Consider the following 14557-nt stretch of genomic DNA (forward strand, 5'->3'; position numbering starts at 1 on the left):
TTATTTACAGTACAAATATAGAACTTATTTACAGTTAAGCAAATTATTTACTGTAAAAAAGAACTAATTTTTATTTTATTACTGCAATTAAAGTTTAATAGGATATTTATGTAATAGATTACATCTAATAATTTACATATCTTTGTAAAAGATTATATTTGAACAAACTATCTTATATGCATAACGCTTTATATATTGCAGATTGTCTTATAGATTTGGCTTCACAGAATCCTGATAATAATGACATGACCAATATGAAGCTTCAAAAGCTTCTTTACTATGTACAAGGAACGTACTTAGCTTTACATGGTTCAAGAATGTTTGAACAGGGGATAAAAAAATGGCAATACGGACCCGTTGTCCCAGATGTTTACCATGCATTTAAAGACAGGGGTAACCAAACAATTAATTTTGACCAACTTATTGATACATCTGGTTTAAACGACAATGAGAAAGATGTAATCAAAATGGTTTATGATTATTTCGGCCAATTTTCTGCCATAGCTCTAATGAATTTTACACATAATGAATCCCCTTGGAATTCAGTAGAAATGAGCGAAGAAATAACAGATGATTTATTGTTAGAGTACTTTAAGACAATTGTGATTAAAGAAGATGGCGAAGAATAAAGGGAAAGCCAGATTTAACCATATTCAACAGGCGCAGAAGGGGTTTAACCATACTCCACCAACAGAAAACAGGATTTCTATGCCTGACCATAAACATCCAGTTTTTTGTTTTAAACATGTCCATCCTGACCATAATTTAAATGAATGCACTGCTGATGAAAAAGTTAGTCTTTTAGAACAAATAGTTAGGCTAAGTCAGATGACTTGGGATGAAATTGAAAGGACTCATAGACATGGAATGGGAAGTGAAAAAATTGAGGTGAATAGTTTAAAGGTAAAATGTCCTGAATTTATTACTGACGATGTAAATTATCTTTTATCATTAAGATTTCAAGGCAAAAAGCCATTCTTAATCCATAGAGATAGATTTATATGCCATGTAATTTTTATTGATAACAAATTCTCAGTCTATAAACACTAATAAAAATAAGCCTCAAATATCGAGGCTTATTTTTATTAATCATTTACTGTAACCTGGTATATAGTTACCCTTGAGAGGGGATAGGGGTGTGTGTTCCATATATCATTATATATTGAATTCACGCTAATCTTACAACAAACCTCTAAATCCCCCGTTATCCTATCACATTCCTTACTTACAATGCTTTTCAGGATTACCACTTTACTTATTACATTTATTGTTTGCCAAAATACATTTGGTCAGTCAACTGTTGATACAGCCTACATAGCGCAATACCCTCAAAAGATGATGGTAAAGGCTTTTGTTTCCCAAAGCGGGATAGAGATAGAGCATAACAAAAAAGGCTATTCTCCCAATAATCCTACCCGTTTGGGCGTTGGATTTTCCGTAAAGAATACCGTTATAAACCTGAGTTCGAGTTTTGGGGTGTTTCCTGTCGAAAAAGATTTAGGGAAAACAAAGTCGGTTGATTTCCAGATCCATAATTACGGACGGAAATTCCTTGTTGACCTGTTCTATCAACAATACAAAGGCTTTTATAACGACGATGATAATGACAATGTAACGTTATACCCTGATACCTCGGTACAACTGATAGGGGGAGAGCTCACCTACGTTTTTAACCACGACCGCTTTTCCACAAAGGCAGCTTTGGAGCAAACAGAAAAGCAACTGAAGTCTGCCGGGAGTTTTCTGATAGGAGGTGGTGCCTATCATTATAAATTACGCCTTGAAGATACCTTTGGAGCAACAAAAAATAGCGTAAACAATTTTCAGTTGGGTGTTAATGCCGGTTATGGCCATTCCTGGGTAATTGACAAACACTGGCTGTTATCCGGTATGGCGACTGTAGGGGTCAATGCCGGAAATGAGGTTAACGTACTCGAAGATGGCAAGATAAAATTGTACCCCACAGCCTTTGCCCGTGGCGGTGCCGGATACCATAAAGACAGTTGGGGTATTGGTATGTCATTTATCGTAAATAACAAGCTGGTATATTACATCTCCGACAGTTTTAGTCTTACCTCGGTAAACTTACAGATTACCTATGTCAAGCATTTTGACAGGGTTTTTTAAGTACGGATTGTAAATCCACTCCATATGGAGCTTTATTTACGTTTAAATGTCTTAGCTGTTTTTTTGTAGATTTCCAGTAAGTTGGATTTTTGTTTAGCCTTACCAATAATAATATAATATTCTGTATTGTCAAATAATATTATTTCATAAAGTAAAATAGAATCACTTCCTATTTGATCTTCAGCTATGATTTCATAGCCTTGAAGATTATCAATAGTTATTCTAGTTGAAGATTTTATTTCAATATTTACTGCTCCTGGTATTTTTTTTAAGCGTTCTTCCGCATAATCTTGTTTATTCTCAGTAATAATATTTCCAAACGAATTTCCGGCTAGTAAAGTAGGCCTATCTGACGGCATTAGACTATCCATAGTGTAAAGCAATGTTCCTGACATATTTTTTGTAAATGTAAATCCTGTACCTGATACATCGATAGTAAATTTTACACTCTCTTCAGGATTACTATTTAATGTTGCCTCTTGTTTAATAGTAAGTATACTTTTCTTTACAGACGCTTCTATATCCTTACTTGATTCAGGGTAGATTCCATTAACTATAACTGTTTTATTTTCATTACCAAAAACAAGTATCTGTTTTAAATACTGAGTTCCATTGGCAGGCTGGGTAACATGGAATAAAGTTACTTTTGAATTGTTGATGTCAACAATCTCTTTACTCGTTAAATCCATTCCTTTTGTTTTTAAAGCCTCAGGAGTCCATGCATTGACAATTTGCTGATAAGGCGCAGGAAGATCATTTACCATTATAGATGCTCCGTTTCTAAGATTTTCAAAACCTGCAAAGTTGGACGAAAGTTTAAATCCATCAGGAGGTATTAGGCTATATGCGGTTCCTGGAATTTTTACATATTGATTATCCTGTCCTAAAACTAATTGTGCTATAAGAAATAGAAAAATTGTTAGTTGTCTTTGCATTTTTTAATTGATTTGTATTGACAAAGTAACGCAGAATTTCTTTTACAAAAAAAGCCCCATCCATACGATGAGGCTTTTCGCTTTTTGATTGATGATAATGATGATTATTTTAAAAGTTCCTGAAGCCTGTCCAGCATCAGTATCCAGCTTGGGTGGGCACCGGTCTTTTTAGCCAAAGCTTCCGATACCGTTTGTCTCAGCTCTATTGTTGTTTTTCCGTTGTTTTCGGTAAAGGTTACATCAACGGTGGTGCTGTCAGGCCATTCGGCATCCATACCGGCATCTATGGCTGAAATGCTTTTGCCTGAGGCATCGGCAACTTCCATAGTAAAGACAAGCCTGTTAGGGTAATCAATGTCAAGGTAGGTGCCCTTACACCAGCAATCGCCAAATTCCGGATTGCTGATACACGAGTGAAAAGAACCTCCTTTGCGAACGTCTATGCTCTCAAATTTAAGGTCGCAGCCGGTTGGGGCAAACCATTGCAGTAGCTGTTCGGGTTGTGTCCAGGCATCAAATACCATTTTCACAGGAGCGTTGAATTCGTAAGTGATGTACACTTGTTCTGTTGTTGCATTCATAACTATTTCGATTTTGATTTGATTGTTTCCAAATGTTTTTCCAATGCTGCAAAGCGTTCTGTCCAGAATTCTTTATACTGGCTTACCCAGGCAGATACCTCTTCGAGTTTTTCGAGCTTTGCATGGCATATACGCTCCCTGCCAATCTGGTTTATGGTAATGATGCCGCATTCATTAAGTATCTTCACATGAAGTGATATAGCCTGACGGCTCATGTCGAACTGTTCAGCAAGGCTGTTAAGGTTCTGTGGCTTTTGTGCCAGCATACCAATGATCTGCCTACGTGTAGGGTCGGCTATTGCGTGAAAAGGGTCGCGTCGTAATTCCATATGCAAGTATTTGTTTGCAAATATATATGCAAGTATTTACTTGCGCAAATTTTTAACATAAAAAAATCCCCATTCGGTTAAGAATGGGGGATTTATGTTTACTGTTCAGTTGTTTTAAAAACCTATTTTCCTTTTTTCGACATTAAAAGCTTTATTGAGTTCAGTCTTATTGAATTCAAATTCTTCATTGTCTATCGCTTCAATCTTTTTTAGCCAGATGAAATTGTTCAGTAGGCTTTCATAAGGCATATTTTTTTCAATGAAGAGATAGGTGTCTTTTAAATATTTTTTTCTCGTTTCAAAAAGAGTATCTATAAATTGATCTACCTGTTTTTCATTAGGAATGTTTTTGAAAAGAAATATATAAGTTCCATTTTGTAAACGAATCTTCCATACTTTTTCTTTGGTAATAAAATACACGCACAGTGCAATAAGGAATATGATACCATAAAATAAAGAAGCGGAAGGATCTGCCGGTTCATCTGTTGGTATTAGGCAAACCAGCGCACCAAAAATACCTAAGCACATACCTATGATAGATGGTGTATTATTAAAATAATGCGATTCTTTAAAGTTTGTCAATTCTTCATAAGGGATATAGACTTCTGTTTTATTTCCGAATTTTGAAGATTGATATAAGACTTTAGAATCGAATATGGTTAAATTGTATTTGGTAAATAGCCATCTCTGCTTTAGCTCTAATTTCATTTTTCGTTCATTTTTTTTCTGATTTGTTCCAAATCAAATTCTGCACTGTATATCTTGTAGTTTATGTCTTTGATGTAAAGATAACATCCTATAGGCGTCAAAATTGCTGAAGCGACACCAAAAATCATAAATGCGCTCCAATAATTCTCTTCAGAAGCCATGTTGATTTTTGAGCGTCTCATTGGCATAAAAGGAAGAATGAAAGGGGAAATAATACCTATAGTGATAAATTTTAAGATTTTCCATTTTTGCTTAGGTAATGATGCTATTTCGTCTTTAAGCAATTTTTCCTGTAATTCTAAATCTTCATTTATGCTCATATTGATTAAACTTTAATAATATCCTGCTTCCTTAATGTTTTTCAAATTAAATGATTTAATAGTTCTCTTACAAACAAAAAAAATCCCCATTGGTTCAGAATGGGGATTTATATATTTTACTTTTTGCTTTGCTCTAAAACAAATATGGTGGGTGTTCCGGTGTTGATTACGATCCTGTGTATCGAACTCATTTCACATAGCTGAAGCACGTCTTTTGAAGCGAGCATTTTATAAGGCATTGGTTTCTTAGCCCAGTCAGATAAAGTTTCTTCATCTGTAAACACGCATAGTGTACGAATGCCGTCGTGATTAAATACACTACTTAGCTTTAGTGTCTTGGTATGTCCGGCTTCCGTAAGGGCTTTTCGTTCTTCCGGCGTATCATTGGCAGAAGGCAGCAACAGCATTGAGCTACCATTCATAAGCTCCAGGATTACATTTTGGTAACTGTTGCCTTTGCCTTCCTGCTTGTAGTAGGTATTTATTAAATCTAAAAGTTTTGTGTTGTTTGGGTTCATTGATTTTGTTTTATTTAATACCCCCATTCGGTTAAGAACAGGGCTTGTATGTGTTTATAAGAAGTTTTTCGTCATTGCGAGCCTGCCTGCCGGTATAGGCAGGGAGGTACGACAAAGCAATCTAAAAGAGATTACCTCGTCCATTCTGCTTCAGCGTCAGATTGCCACGCTTCGTTACACTACGCTCGCAATGACAAAACGTAAGAGTAAGCCACTCGGAACTCGGAACCCTAAACTCTATAACTTGGTTCGAAGATATTCTCCCGTAATCGATTTAGGATTCTTAACGACTTCCTCCGGCGTACCGAAAGCCACTAAGTGACCGCCATTTTCACCACCTTCGGGACCTATGTCGATGATGTAGTCAGCGCACTTGATAAGGTCAAGGTTGTGCTCGATAACAATTATCGAATGACCTTTGTCCAGTAATGCTTCAAACGAAGCCAGTAGCTTTTTAATATCGTGGAAATGCAGACCGGTAGTTGGCTCATCAAATACGAAAAGGGCTTTTTCTTTAGTAGCTCCTTTAACAAGGAACGACGCCAGCTTGATACGTTGCGCCTCACCACCGGAAAGTGTAGAAGAGGACTGCCCCAATTGTACATAACCCAAACCAACATCCTGTAGCGGCTGTAGTTTGGTCATGATTTTCGTTTGCTTATGTTCACTGAAGAATGCCACGGCATCGTCAATGGTCATGGTCAGTATATCATCGATGTTTTTGCCCTCAAAAGTCACTTCAAGCACCTCTTTTTTGAAGCGTTTACCGTTACAGGTTTCGCATTCCAAATGCACATCGGCCATAAATTGCATCTCTATGGTTACTTCGCCCTCGCCTTTACAGGTTTCGCAACGCCCGCCGTCTACGTTAAACGAGAAATGCTTGCTTTGGTAACCACGAATCGACGATAGCTTTTGCTTCGCAAACAGGTCACGGATGTCATCATACGCCTTAATATACGTCACCGGATTTGAACGTGAACTGCGCCCGATTGGATTCTGGTCTACGTACTCAATATGCTTGATGTGTCCATAGCTGCCCTGCAGTTCGGTAAATTGCCCTGCCTTTTCGCCCACACCCTCAAGCTGTTTCTGCATGGCAGGGAATAATATCTTTTTTACGAGCGTACTTTTGCCACTGCCCGAAACTCCCGTAATCACGGTAAGGCAGTCCAGCGGGAATGTTACGTCGATGTTCTTCAGGTTGTTTTCGCGTGCGCCAATAACATCCACATGGTTCTTGAACTTGCGGCGTGTCTTCGGAACGCTGATCTCAAGCTCACCGTTCAGGTATTTGGCGGTTAGCGAGTCTGATTTCAGGATCTCGTCATACGTACCCTGGGCTACCAGTTCACCACCATACGTACCTGCTTCAGGACCAATATCAATGATCATGTCGGCCATTTTCATGATGTCCTCATCGTGTTCAACCACAATAACGGTATTACCCAGATTACGAAGTCCTTCCAATACTTTGATAAGTCTTTCGGTATCTTTAGGGTGAAGCCCGATACTCGGTTCATCAAGTATATACATCGAACCCACAAGGCTGCTACCCATAGAAGTCGCAAGGTTTATACGCTGCGACTCACCACCCGAAAGCGTCGCCGAACGACGGTTCAGTGTCAGGTAATCCAGTCCAACCTCCTGAAGGAATTTCACGCGGTTGTTGATCTCTATCAAAAGGCGTTTTGCAACTTTCTGCTCAAAATCGGTCAGTTCCAAAGCAAGGAAGAAATCCGCCAGGTTTTTGATAGGCAGGTCAACCAGGTCAGAAATAGTGTGGTTGCCTACTTTAATATAGTTTGCCTCCGGTCTCAGGCGTTTGCCTTTACAGGTAGGACATTTGGTCTTTCCGCGGTAGCGTGACAGCATCACGCGGTTTTGTATCTTATAGTTTTTCTCTTCCAGTTCGGCAAAGAAATCGTTCAGTCCGGTAAAGTATTTGTTACCTGTCCAAATCAGTTGCCTGTCGCTTTCCGACAACTGGAAATACGGCTTGTGGATAGGGAAGTCAAATTTATGGCTGTTCTTAACGAGTTCGTCACGATACCAGCCCATGCTCTCGCCACGCCAAGGGTAAATAGCATTCTCATATACCGAAAGCGCGGTGTTTGGCACAACCAATTCCTCATCAATACCTATGATGCTGCCGTAACCTTCACAGGCAGGGCACGCTCCATATGGATTATTAAAGCTGAACAGGTGTACGTTAGGCTCAGGGAAGGTTATGCCATCCAGTTCGAAATTATTGCTGAATGAAAGTCGGTTGCCGGTTGCCACATCCTGAAGATACAGTTCGCCCTTACCTTCATAAAAAGCCGTCTGAACCGCATCAGCAAGTCGGTTGTAAAATTCCTCTTCGTCTTTCACAACTAAACGGTCGACAATCAATAATACTTCTTTGTTTGCTAAATCGGCCCCCGGAAGTTCGTCAAGACGTTTGGTTTCGTTATCTACGAGCACACGGGCAAAACCCTGTTGCAGCAATACGCCAAGCTTTTCGTCAAGCGTACGGCCTTTCTCGATATGCACGGGAGAAAGCAGTAACCAACGGCTGTCGGCTTCGAAAGCCTTAACCTCGTCCATTACGTCGGTAACGGTATGCTTTTTTACTTCACGCCCTGAAACCGGCGAGAAGGTACGCCCGATACGGGCAAAAAGCAGCTTCATGTAATCGTAGATCTCAGTGCTTGTCCCTACGGTAGAACGGGCATTGGTGGTGTTTACCTTCTGCTCAATGGCGATTGCAGGTGCAATACCCTTGATGTATTCCACCTTTGGCTTGTCGAGACGGCCAAGGAACTGGCGCGCGTACGACGACAAACTCTCCACGTAGCGGCGTTGGCCTTCGGCATAAAGGGTATCGAACGCGAGGCTCGATTTACCCGAACCCGACAGGCCTGTTACCACCACCAGCTTGTTACGGGGTATGGCAACGTCTATGTTCTTAAGGTTGTGCAGCTGCGCACCTTTTATAAGTATGTTTTTCTTAGGTTCTAATTTAGAAAAATCGGTCTTTATCATGGCAAAAATTGAATAGGCAAAGATACGGATTTACAGGCAGATTTTTGTTAAGGGAAATGAAAGGGATTTTTATTTATGAAGAGAGAGATTTCTTATATTTGGATATGACTAAGAAAGAACAATATGGACTGAGCTTCCTGAATTGGGAGAATGAGGATAAAACAATTGTAAAAATTTGCAGAAGAGAAATTGTTGATGAATATAGTGAACTTCAGGTTTTAAACAGATTCAATATTACGTTGAGCAAATCACTTATTGATCAAATTGATAGAGTGTTAAATAATGAATACTTTGAAAAAATATTTTCTTCAGATGCTATAGATGATAATTCTATTGAAATCCATCCGCCATTTATAATTATAAATGATTTACTTCAAATCAGGATTGAGGATATGAAAGAGCTTCTTAATGAATGGATTGTCTTTTTAAAGGCTGAGGAGGGCTAGCTTTACTCAACCCTAATAGTCAGAATCGTTTCATACTTTCGTTTAAATATTAATAATTCATGCTCAACCGCCTGCAATACCTCATAAATACCATTCCTGATAAGCTCAGGACGATTCCTGATGCTGATTTTAGCAATAAGCCCGCACCTGAAAAATGGAGCAAAAAAGAGATTATCGGTCACCTGATAGACAGCGCGACCAATAACCACCACCGATTTGTGAGGGCGCAGTTTGAAGACGTGCCTAAGATAACTTACGCTCAGAACAACTGGAATAACGCAAGCTGTTACCAGGATATGGATAAGGAACACGTGATAAGTTTCTGGGCGAATTATAACCAGCACCTTATCGAGGTCGTAAAACGCATCCCCGAGGCCGATATGCTGCGTGAATGCAACAACGGCGGAGAAAATAATATAACTTTACAATGGCTTATTGCTGATTATGTTGTGCACATGGAGCATCATTTGAGGCAGGCAGGGATTGACTTAGAATAAAATAAATATTTTTTAATCTGATAATATGAAACGCAGATGACGCGGATCTGACTGATTAACGCGGATTTCTCAGCATAGCGGAAATGAATCCGTGACTATCCCGCCCAAATCTGCGTCATCCGCGTTCAATTATAAAAATAAAATGACAACACCACCATACCTAAAATCCGGCAATAAGGTCGGGATAGTGAGTACCGCAAAACGTTGTGAACCACACGAAATAAATGATGCCCTTGGCGTACTGAACAACTGGGGACTAGTGCCTGTAATTGGGCGTAATGCGTTCTCATCTGATGGCTATCTTGCCGGTACGGATGAAGAACGCCTGTATGACCTTCAGCAGATGCTGGACGACACGGAGATAAAGGCTGTTTTCTTTACCAAAGGCGGCTACGGTACACTTCGTATCATCGATAGCATCGACTGGACGGCTTTTAAAGCCAACCCGAAATGGCTTGTAGGGTATAGCGATATTACGATGCTGCATTCCCATGTACATAACTTTGGGATTCAGACACTACATGCGGTAATGCTACAGGGCATGCCCGGGAGTACGCCGGAATCATCCGAAAGTATCCGAAAGGCACTCTTTGGCGAAAGCCTTAGCTATGAAATCCCTGCATTGCCAGAAAACAATAGCGGAGATATAATTGAAGGTACGCTAGTTGGGGGTAATCTGTCGATGTTGTATTCTGTGTTGGGTTCTGTTACCGATATTGATACGACAGATAAAATCCTTTTTATAGAAGAGATCGACGAATACCTGTATCATTACGAACGCATGCTTCTTTCTCTGAAAAGAGCAGGGAAGCTGTCAGGTCTTAAGGCTGTGATCGTTGGCAGTATGGTCGACATCAAAGAGGCTACCTTGCCTTTTGGCAGGAATGATAGGCAAATCACACTGGAACATTTCGATTGTCCGGTATACTTCGGCTTCCCATCCGGTCATATCAGCGACAACAGGGCAATTATTTTGGGAAGAAATATTAGGATTAAGAATAGCGGAGCTACTGTTAATTACGAGTTTATCTAATTTTTTAACCACAAAGGCCACAAAGCGAAGAAACACAAAGAACACAAAGCTTTGTGAACCTAGTGTAATTCTTTGTGTGCTTAGTGGTTAGATACATCTGAAATAATTGCATGGAAACACTTTTAACCGATAAGAAATACCAACTCGAACGCTTTCCCGGAAAGGGAGGGTGGACGTATGTTTTGCTGCCGGAGATACCCAAAGACCCCGAGGCTGCTTTTGGAGTCGTAAAAGTAAAGGGTACTATTGATAATTATGAAGTAAGTGATGTAACGCTGATGTCGTTTCAGGGTGTGCTTATGATGGCGGTTAAAGCAGAGATTCGTAAAGCAATAGACAAGGAGGAAGGCGATACAGTTCATATTACTTTATACAGGGACACGGGTGTTTTTCAGATTCCCGAAGATTTTAAGCAACGATTAATGGAAGAAGGTGTATTCGAAATCTTTAAAGGATACAGAAAATGGGAACAGCGTATGTGCATAAAATGGATTTTTTCTGCAAAGCGTGAGGAAACTGTTAAGGAAAGGATTGTTAAAACAATTTTTAAGCTAAAACGCAGGGAACGAATAATTTAACAATTGTTTTGCTCTAAGTCTAAAACACTGAATTATCTGTTGTGTTTTGAAAATTATTGTGCTAATTATGTTAAAATTTGCAATAACTCTTGCATTTTAAATTTTATTTATATTATATTTGGCTTATAATTAATTCAAAATTAACACTGCCTATACAAAAAATTACTTTTTAAAGAACCCAGTTCTGTTTTACCGAAACCAAATTCAAAAAAACAATTAAAAAGTATTTGCTATGGCTAATGTTGTAATCCCCGACGCTGTTCTGGTTAAAAACTATGTAGATGGAGACGAAAACGCTCTTGCTACACTAATCAGCAGACACCAATCAAAAATTTACGGTTTTATCTATTCTAAGGTAACTGACAGGGATATTGCTGATGATATCTTTCAGGATACTTTTATCAAGGTAATCAAGACACTGAAATCTAACTCGTATAATGAGGAGGGTAAATTCCTGCCGTGGGTAATGCGTATTTCGCACAACCTTATCGTTGACCATTTCAGGAGGAACAAAAAAATGCCAATGTTCCGTGAAACAGAAGAGTTCTCTATTTTCTCTATTATGACAGATAATAGTCCTAACATCGAGAACAGGATTATTACAGAACAGGTGGAAAACGACCTTCAGCGCCTTATCGAGGAACTTCCTGACGATCAGAAAGAAGTGCTTCAAATGCGTATTTACCAGGACTTAAGTTTTAAGGAAATAGCTGATTTAACTGGGGTTAGCATCAATACTGCCCTTGGAAGGATGAGGTATGCGCTTATGAACTTAAGAAAGGTTATCGAAAAAAATAAAATAATTTTAACCAATTAAACAATATAAAGAGCTTCTTTGCGTTCTATAGGGAAACATAACAACCTATACATGGCAAAACTTTACTCTAAAAAGAAATTAGCGGAAGCTCCAAAAATGTTACCTAAACAAGAAACGATCGATTTTATACTTAATTATTCAAAGGCTTTAAAAGTAGTTAAGACGTCAAACGGTACATACGAGAATATCGCTAATTAAGAAAAACCTCCCGCTGATTAACGGGAGGTTTTTTTGTTTTTGGCGGCTTCGTATTCTTCTAAAACCGACTTGCGGCCTATGGTTGCCGTAATAATGTCTTTCTTCAGGTCCCAGCCACGTGCCGGTGAATATTCACGTCCGTACCAGATGATCTGCAGGTGAAGTTCATTCCATTTTTCTTCCGGGAAAAGACGTTTGGCATCTTTCTCGGTCTGTACCACGTTTTTACCGTTAGTGAATCCCCAGCGGTACATTAGTCGGTGTATATGAGTGTCTACAGGAAAAGCGGGTACGTTAAACGCCTGACTCATGACAACGCTTGCTGTCTTGTGGCCTACGGCAGGCAGTTCTTCCAGTGCTTCAAAGCTTTGTGGCACTTCACCATTATGTTTTGCAATCAGTATTTCAGATAAACCATGTATGCCTTTGGCCTTCATTGGCGAAAGCCCAACAGGTTTTATTATTTCTCTTATCTCATCTACCGTTAACTTTACCATATCATATGGATTGTCAGCTTTGGCAAACAATAATGGCGTAATCTGATTTACACGAACGTCAGTGCTCTGTGCACTCATCAGTACCGCGATAAGCAGGGTATAAGGGTCTTTATGGTCTAACGGAATGGGAATCGTTGGGTATATTTCGTCAAGGGTGTCCATTACGAACTGTACCTTTTGCGCTTTGGTCATTTTTGATGTAGTTTTGTGTTACAAATATACATTTTGAAAAGAATCAAATTTTGATATGCATACAAAAACAACTAATCAGAGTAATAAATCATCAAACCTTATTTTTTTATCAGCACTTTTAGGATTCGTTAATCTTTTACTTTCTCCTGATATACGATCTAATGATTCACTATTATTAATTAGTGTTATATCGCTTGCAATAGTGATAGTAATTGGTGTTCTTGTTAGAATTGGAGTTCAATGGATAAAATATTTTATGCTAGTTAGTATTATTTTGGCATTATTTAATTTACCTTTCATAAAGCAAGATTTTCAGTTAAGTCCGATAAATGGGACAATAAGTTTAATAGTATCTGCATTTCAGGTTTGGGCTCTGATATTATTATTTAAAAGGAATCAACAATAAATTATAAAGCTATTAAGGTTTAAAATATATACTTATGACAACACTTACAAAAGGAGATAAAGCGCCTGATTTTTCGGGCGTTGACCAGGATGGCAAAACACATACATTAGCCGATTATAAAGGAAAGAAACTCGTAGTTTTCTTTTACCCTAAAGCAAGCACACCCGGCTGTACTGCCGAGGCCTGTGACCTTCGCGATAATTACCATCGCTTTCAGGCGCAGAATTACGAACTACTGGGCGTAAGCGCTGACAGCGCCAAAAGACAAAAAAGCTTTCAGGATAAATACCAGCTGCCATTCCCATTACTTGCTGATGAGGACAAGAGCGTTATCAATGCGTTTGGTGTTTGGGGGCCTAAAAAGTTTATGGGCAGGCTGTTTGACGGTATTAACCGTACCACTTTTGTAATTGATGAAAATGGAATTATTGATGAGGTAATAACAGCAGTGAAGACTAAAGAACACGCTGGGCAGATATTGAAGTAACAATATATGCTAAATTTAGGGTATGAGTGAAGCTTTTCCCCTCTTGAGAGGGGTTAGGGGTGTGTTTTTATTATTGAGATTTCTCGGCTACACTACGTTTCGCTCGAAATGACAAAACAGATTAAATACAAAAAGGGAAGCAATGCTTCCCTTTATTTTTTCGTGTTTTACTGGTTTAAAGATTAAAAGAAGAACAAACGCTTCATTCGTCCGCCGTGTTTGCCGGTAAAGGCAATCATTCCTGAGCCATTTTGCTCCTGGTTGTTCTTGTTGGTGACTTTAAAGGCTACATAACCGCTTTCGGCGGCACTGCCCACTCTGCCATGAATGGTCAGGACAGCATTGCCCGAATTGTTGGTAATAGCCGTTACTGCCGGGATGGATAACCATTCCGGGTGTCTGTCAACGGTGAAAATAATCTCTTCACCCTGAGCGACTGATCCTTTGGCGTCTCTTACATTTACAGTAATCGAAAGGGAGAATTCACCTTTTGAAGAGACTGTAGATAAATCAATCGTTGGATTGGCAGGTCCAAATCTAAAGCTGCCATTCTTCATTGTGCCGTATTGTCTTGTAATGCCCATGGGGGGTATGGTATTAAATATTACAAATATCTGAAAATAGTGAGTGCTGATAGCAGGTAAAAATACCTGTTTTAAAGGTTCAACATATGTTAATATTTCTTATTCTCTAATGTACAAAAAAAAGCAGTAGGTAAAACATCCCCATAAATAGGGATTTTCCCATTGATATGTATTTAGACGGATTTTAAATTTGTTTCGTCGAATTTAATCATTGTTTTATCGATGAAATGTTAAAATTATATTTTAAATTTTAACAAGAATTATTTAATTTTAACCA

At 38.9% G+C, this 14557-nt stretch carries 19 protein-coding genes; 10 read left to right on the forward strand and 9 right to left on the reverse strand.

The genetic code is table 11. The features are described 5' to 3' along the window. The first annotated feature begins 176 nt into the window (after positions 1 to 176). The 3 genes from DEU42_RS04530 to DEU42_RS04540 all read left to right on the forward strand — a co-directional run bounded on the left by DEU42_RS04530 (position 177) and on the right by DEU42_RS04540 (position 2127). Complete coding sequence (locus tag DEU42_RS04530) at positions 177 to 629, forward strand: Panacea domain-containing protein (protein ID WP_114757100.1); 453 nt, start codon at positions 177 to 179, stop codon at positions 627 to 629. Continuing rightward, positions 616 to 1050: a hypothetical protein gene (locus DEU42_RS04535; protein WP_114757101.1), complete on the forward strand. Its 435-nt coding sequence runs from the start codon at positions 616 to 618 to the stop codon at positions 1048 to 1050. The genes DEU42_RS04530 and DEU42_RS04535 overlap by 14 nt, the downstream gene beginning before the upstream one ends. A gap of 180 nt (positions 1051 to 1230) precedes the next feature. Continuing rightward, a complete protein-coding gene (locus tag DEU42_RS04540; RefSeq protein ID WP_114757102.1) occupies positions 1231 to 2127 on the forward strand; it encodes a DUF4421 family protein in 897 nt (298 codons plus the stop codon). A 32-nt stretch (positions 2128 to 2159) separates the two neighbouring features. Here the strand turns inward: DEU42_RS04540 and DEU42_RS04545 are convergent, their stop codons facing one another. From DEU42_RS04545 to uvrA, 7 genes are all read right to left on the reverse strand, one after another. After that, a complete protein-coding gene (locus tag DEU42_RS04545) occupies positions 2160 to 3062 on the reverse strand; it encodes a hypothetical protein (RefSeq protein WP_114757103.1) in 903 nt (300 codons plus the stop codon). A gap of 104 nt (positions 3063 to 3166) precedes the next feature. Further along, positions 3167 to 3643: an SRPBCC family protein gene (locus DEU42_RS04550; protein ID WP_114757104.1), complete on the reverse strand. Its 477-nt coding sequence runs from the start codon at positions 3641 to 3643 to the stop codon at positions 3167 to 3169. Positions 3644 to 3645: 2 nt separating this feature from the next. Continuing rightward, positions 3646 to 3972: an ArsR/SmtB family transcription factor gene (locus DEU42_RS04555; protein WP_114757105.1), complete on the reverse strand. Its 327-nt coding sequence runs from the start codon at positions 3970 to 3972 to the stop codon at positions 3646 to 3648. Between the two features lie 114 nt (positions 3973 to 4086). Beyond that, the gene (locus tag DEU42_RS04560) at positions 4087 to 4680 is read right to left on the reverse strand and encodes a hypothetical protein (RefSeq protein ID WP_114757106.1); all 594 of its coding nucleotides are present in this window, start codon (positions 4678 to 4680) and stop codon (positions 4087 to 4089) included. Then, positions 4677 to 5000 (reverse strand): hypothetical protein, encoded by a 324-nt coding sequence (locus DEU42_RS04565; RefSeq protein WP_114757107.1) that lies wholly within the window; start codon positions 4998 to 5000, stop codon positions 4677 to 4679. The genes DEU42_RS04560 and DEU42_RS04565 overlap by 4 nt, the downstream gene beginning before the upstream one ends. A gap of 116 nt (positions 5001 to 5116) precedes the next feature. After that, entirely contained in the window at positions 5117 to 5518 is a 402-nt protein-coding gene (locus DEU42_RS04570) for an SseB family protein (RefSeq protein ID WP_158537852.1), read from the reverse strand. Between the two features lie 237 nt (positions 5519 to 5755). Next, positions 5756 to 8545, reverse strand: coding sequence for an excinuclease ABC subunit UvrA (gene uvrA, locus DEU42_RS04575; protein ID WP_114757109.1), 2790 nt, complete (start codon positions 8543 to 8545; stop codon positions 5756 to 5758). Positions 8546 to 8553: 8 nt separating this feature from the next. On the opposite strand from uvrA, the gene DEU42_RS04580 reads away from it, so the two are divergent. The 6 genes from DEU42_RS04580 to DEU42_RS17510 all read left to right on the forward strand — a co-directional run bounded on the left by DEU42_RS04580 (position 8554) and on the right by DEU42_RS17510 (position 12114). Then, positions 8554 to 8991: a hypothetical protein gene (locus DEU42_RS04580; protein ID WP_147278062.1), complete on the forward strand. Its 438-nt coding sequence runs from the start codon at positions 8554 to 8556 to the stop codon at positions 8989 to 8991. A gap of 59 nt (positions 8992 to 9050) precedes the next feature. Next, positions 9051 to 9488: a DinB family protein gene (locus DEU42_RS04585; RefSeq protein WP_114757111.1), complete on the forward strand. Its 438-nt coding sequence runs from the start codon at positions 9051 to 9053 to the stop codon at positions 9486 to 9488. 142 nt (positions 9489 to 9630) lie between these two features. Then, positions 9631 to 10521 carry an LD-carboxypeptidase gene (locus DEU42_RS04590; RefSeq protein ID WP_114757112.1) on the forward strand — a complete coding sequence of 297 codons (891 nt, stop codon included), beginning with the start codon at positions 9631 to 9633 and terminating at the stop codon, positions 10519 to 10521. 110 nt (positions 10522 to 10631) lie between these two features. Then, complete coding sequence (locus DEU42_RS04595) at positions 10632 to 11099, forward strand: DUF1905 domain-containing protein (protein ID WP_114757113.1); 468 nt, start codon at positions 10632 to 10634, stop codon at positions 11097 to 11099. Positions 11100 to 11331: 232 nt separating this feature from the next. After that, positions 11332 to 11916 carry an RNA polymerase sigma factor gene (locus DEU42_RS04600; protein ID WP_114757114.1) on the forward strand — a complete coding sequence of 195 codons (585 nt, stop codon included), beginning with the start codon at positions 11332 to 11334 and terminating at the stop codon, positions 11914 to 11916. A 51-nt stretch (positions 11917 to 11967) separates the two neighbouring features. Further along, positions 11968 to 12114, forward strand: a complete 147-nt coding sequence (locus tag DEU42_RS17510) for a hypothetical protein (RefSeq protein ID WP_169520437.1) — start codon at positions 11968 to 11970, stop codon at positions 12112 to 12114. 17 nt (positions 12115 to 12131) lie between these two features. Here the strand turns inward: DEU42_RS17510 and DEU42_RS04605 are convergent, their stop codons facing one another. Then, entirely contained in the window at positions 12132 to 12803 is a 672-nt protein-coding gene (locus tag DEU42_RS04605; protein WP_114757115.1) for an endonuclease III domain-containing protein, read from the reverse strand. A gap of 440 nt (positions 12804 to 13243) precedes the next feature. On the opposite strand from DEU42_RS04605, the gene bcp reads away from it, so the two are divergent. Beyond that, entirely contained in the window at positions 13244 to 13696 is a 453-nt protein-coding gene (gene bcp / locus DEU42_RS04615) for a thioredoxin-dependent thiol peroxidase (protein WP_114757117.1), read from the forward strand. 182 nt (positions 13697 to 13878) lie between these two features. Here the strand turns inward: bcp and DEU42_RS04620 are convergent, their stop codons facing one another. Beyond that, positions 13879 to 14280: a hypothetical protein gene (locus DEU42_RS04620; RefSeq protein ID WP_114757118.1), complete on the reverse strand. Its 402-nt coding sequence runs from the start codon at positions 14278 to 14280 to the stop codon at positions 13879 to 13881. Positions 14281 to 14557: the final 277 nt, after the last annotated feature.

Source organism: Flavobacterium sp. AG291, from assembly GCF_003350375.1.
GTDB classification, from domain to species: Bacteria; Bacteroidota; Bacteroidia; order Flavobacteriales; family Flavobacteriaceae; genus Flavobacterium; species Flavobacterium suzhouense.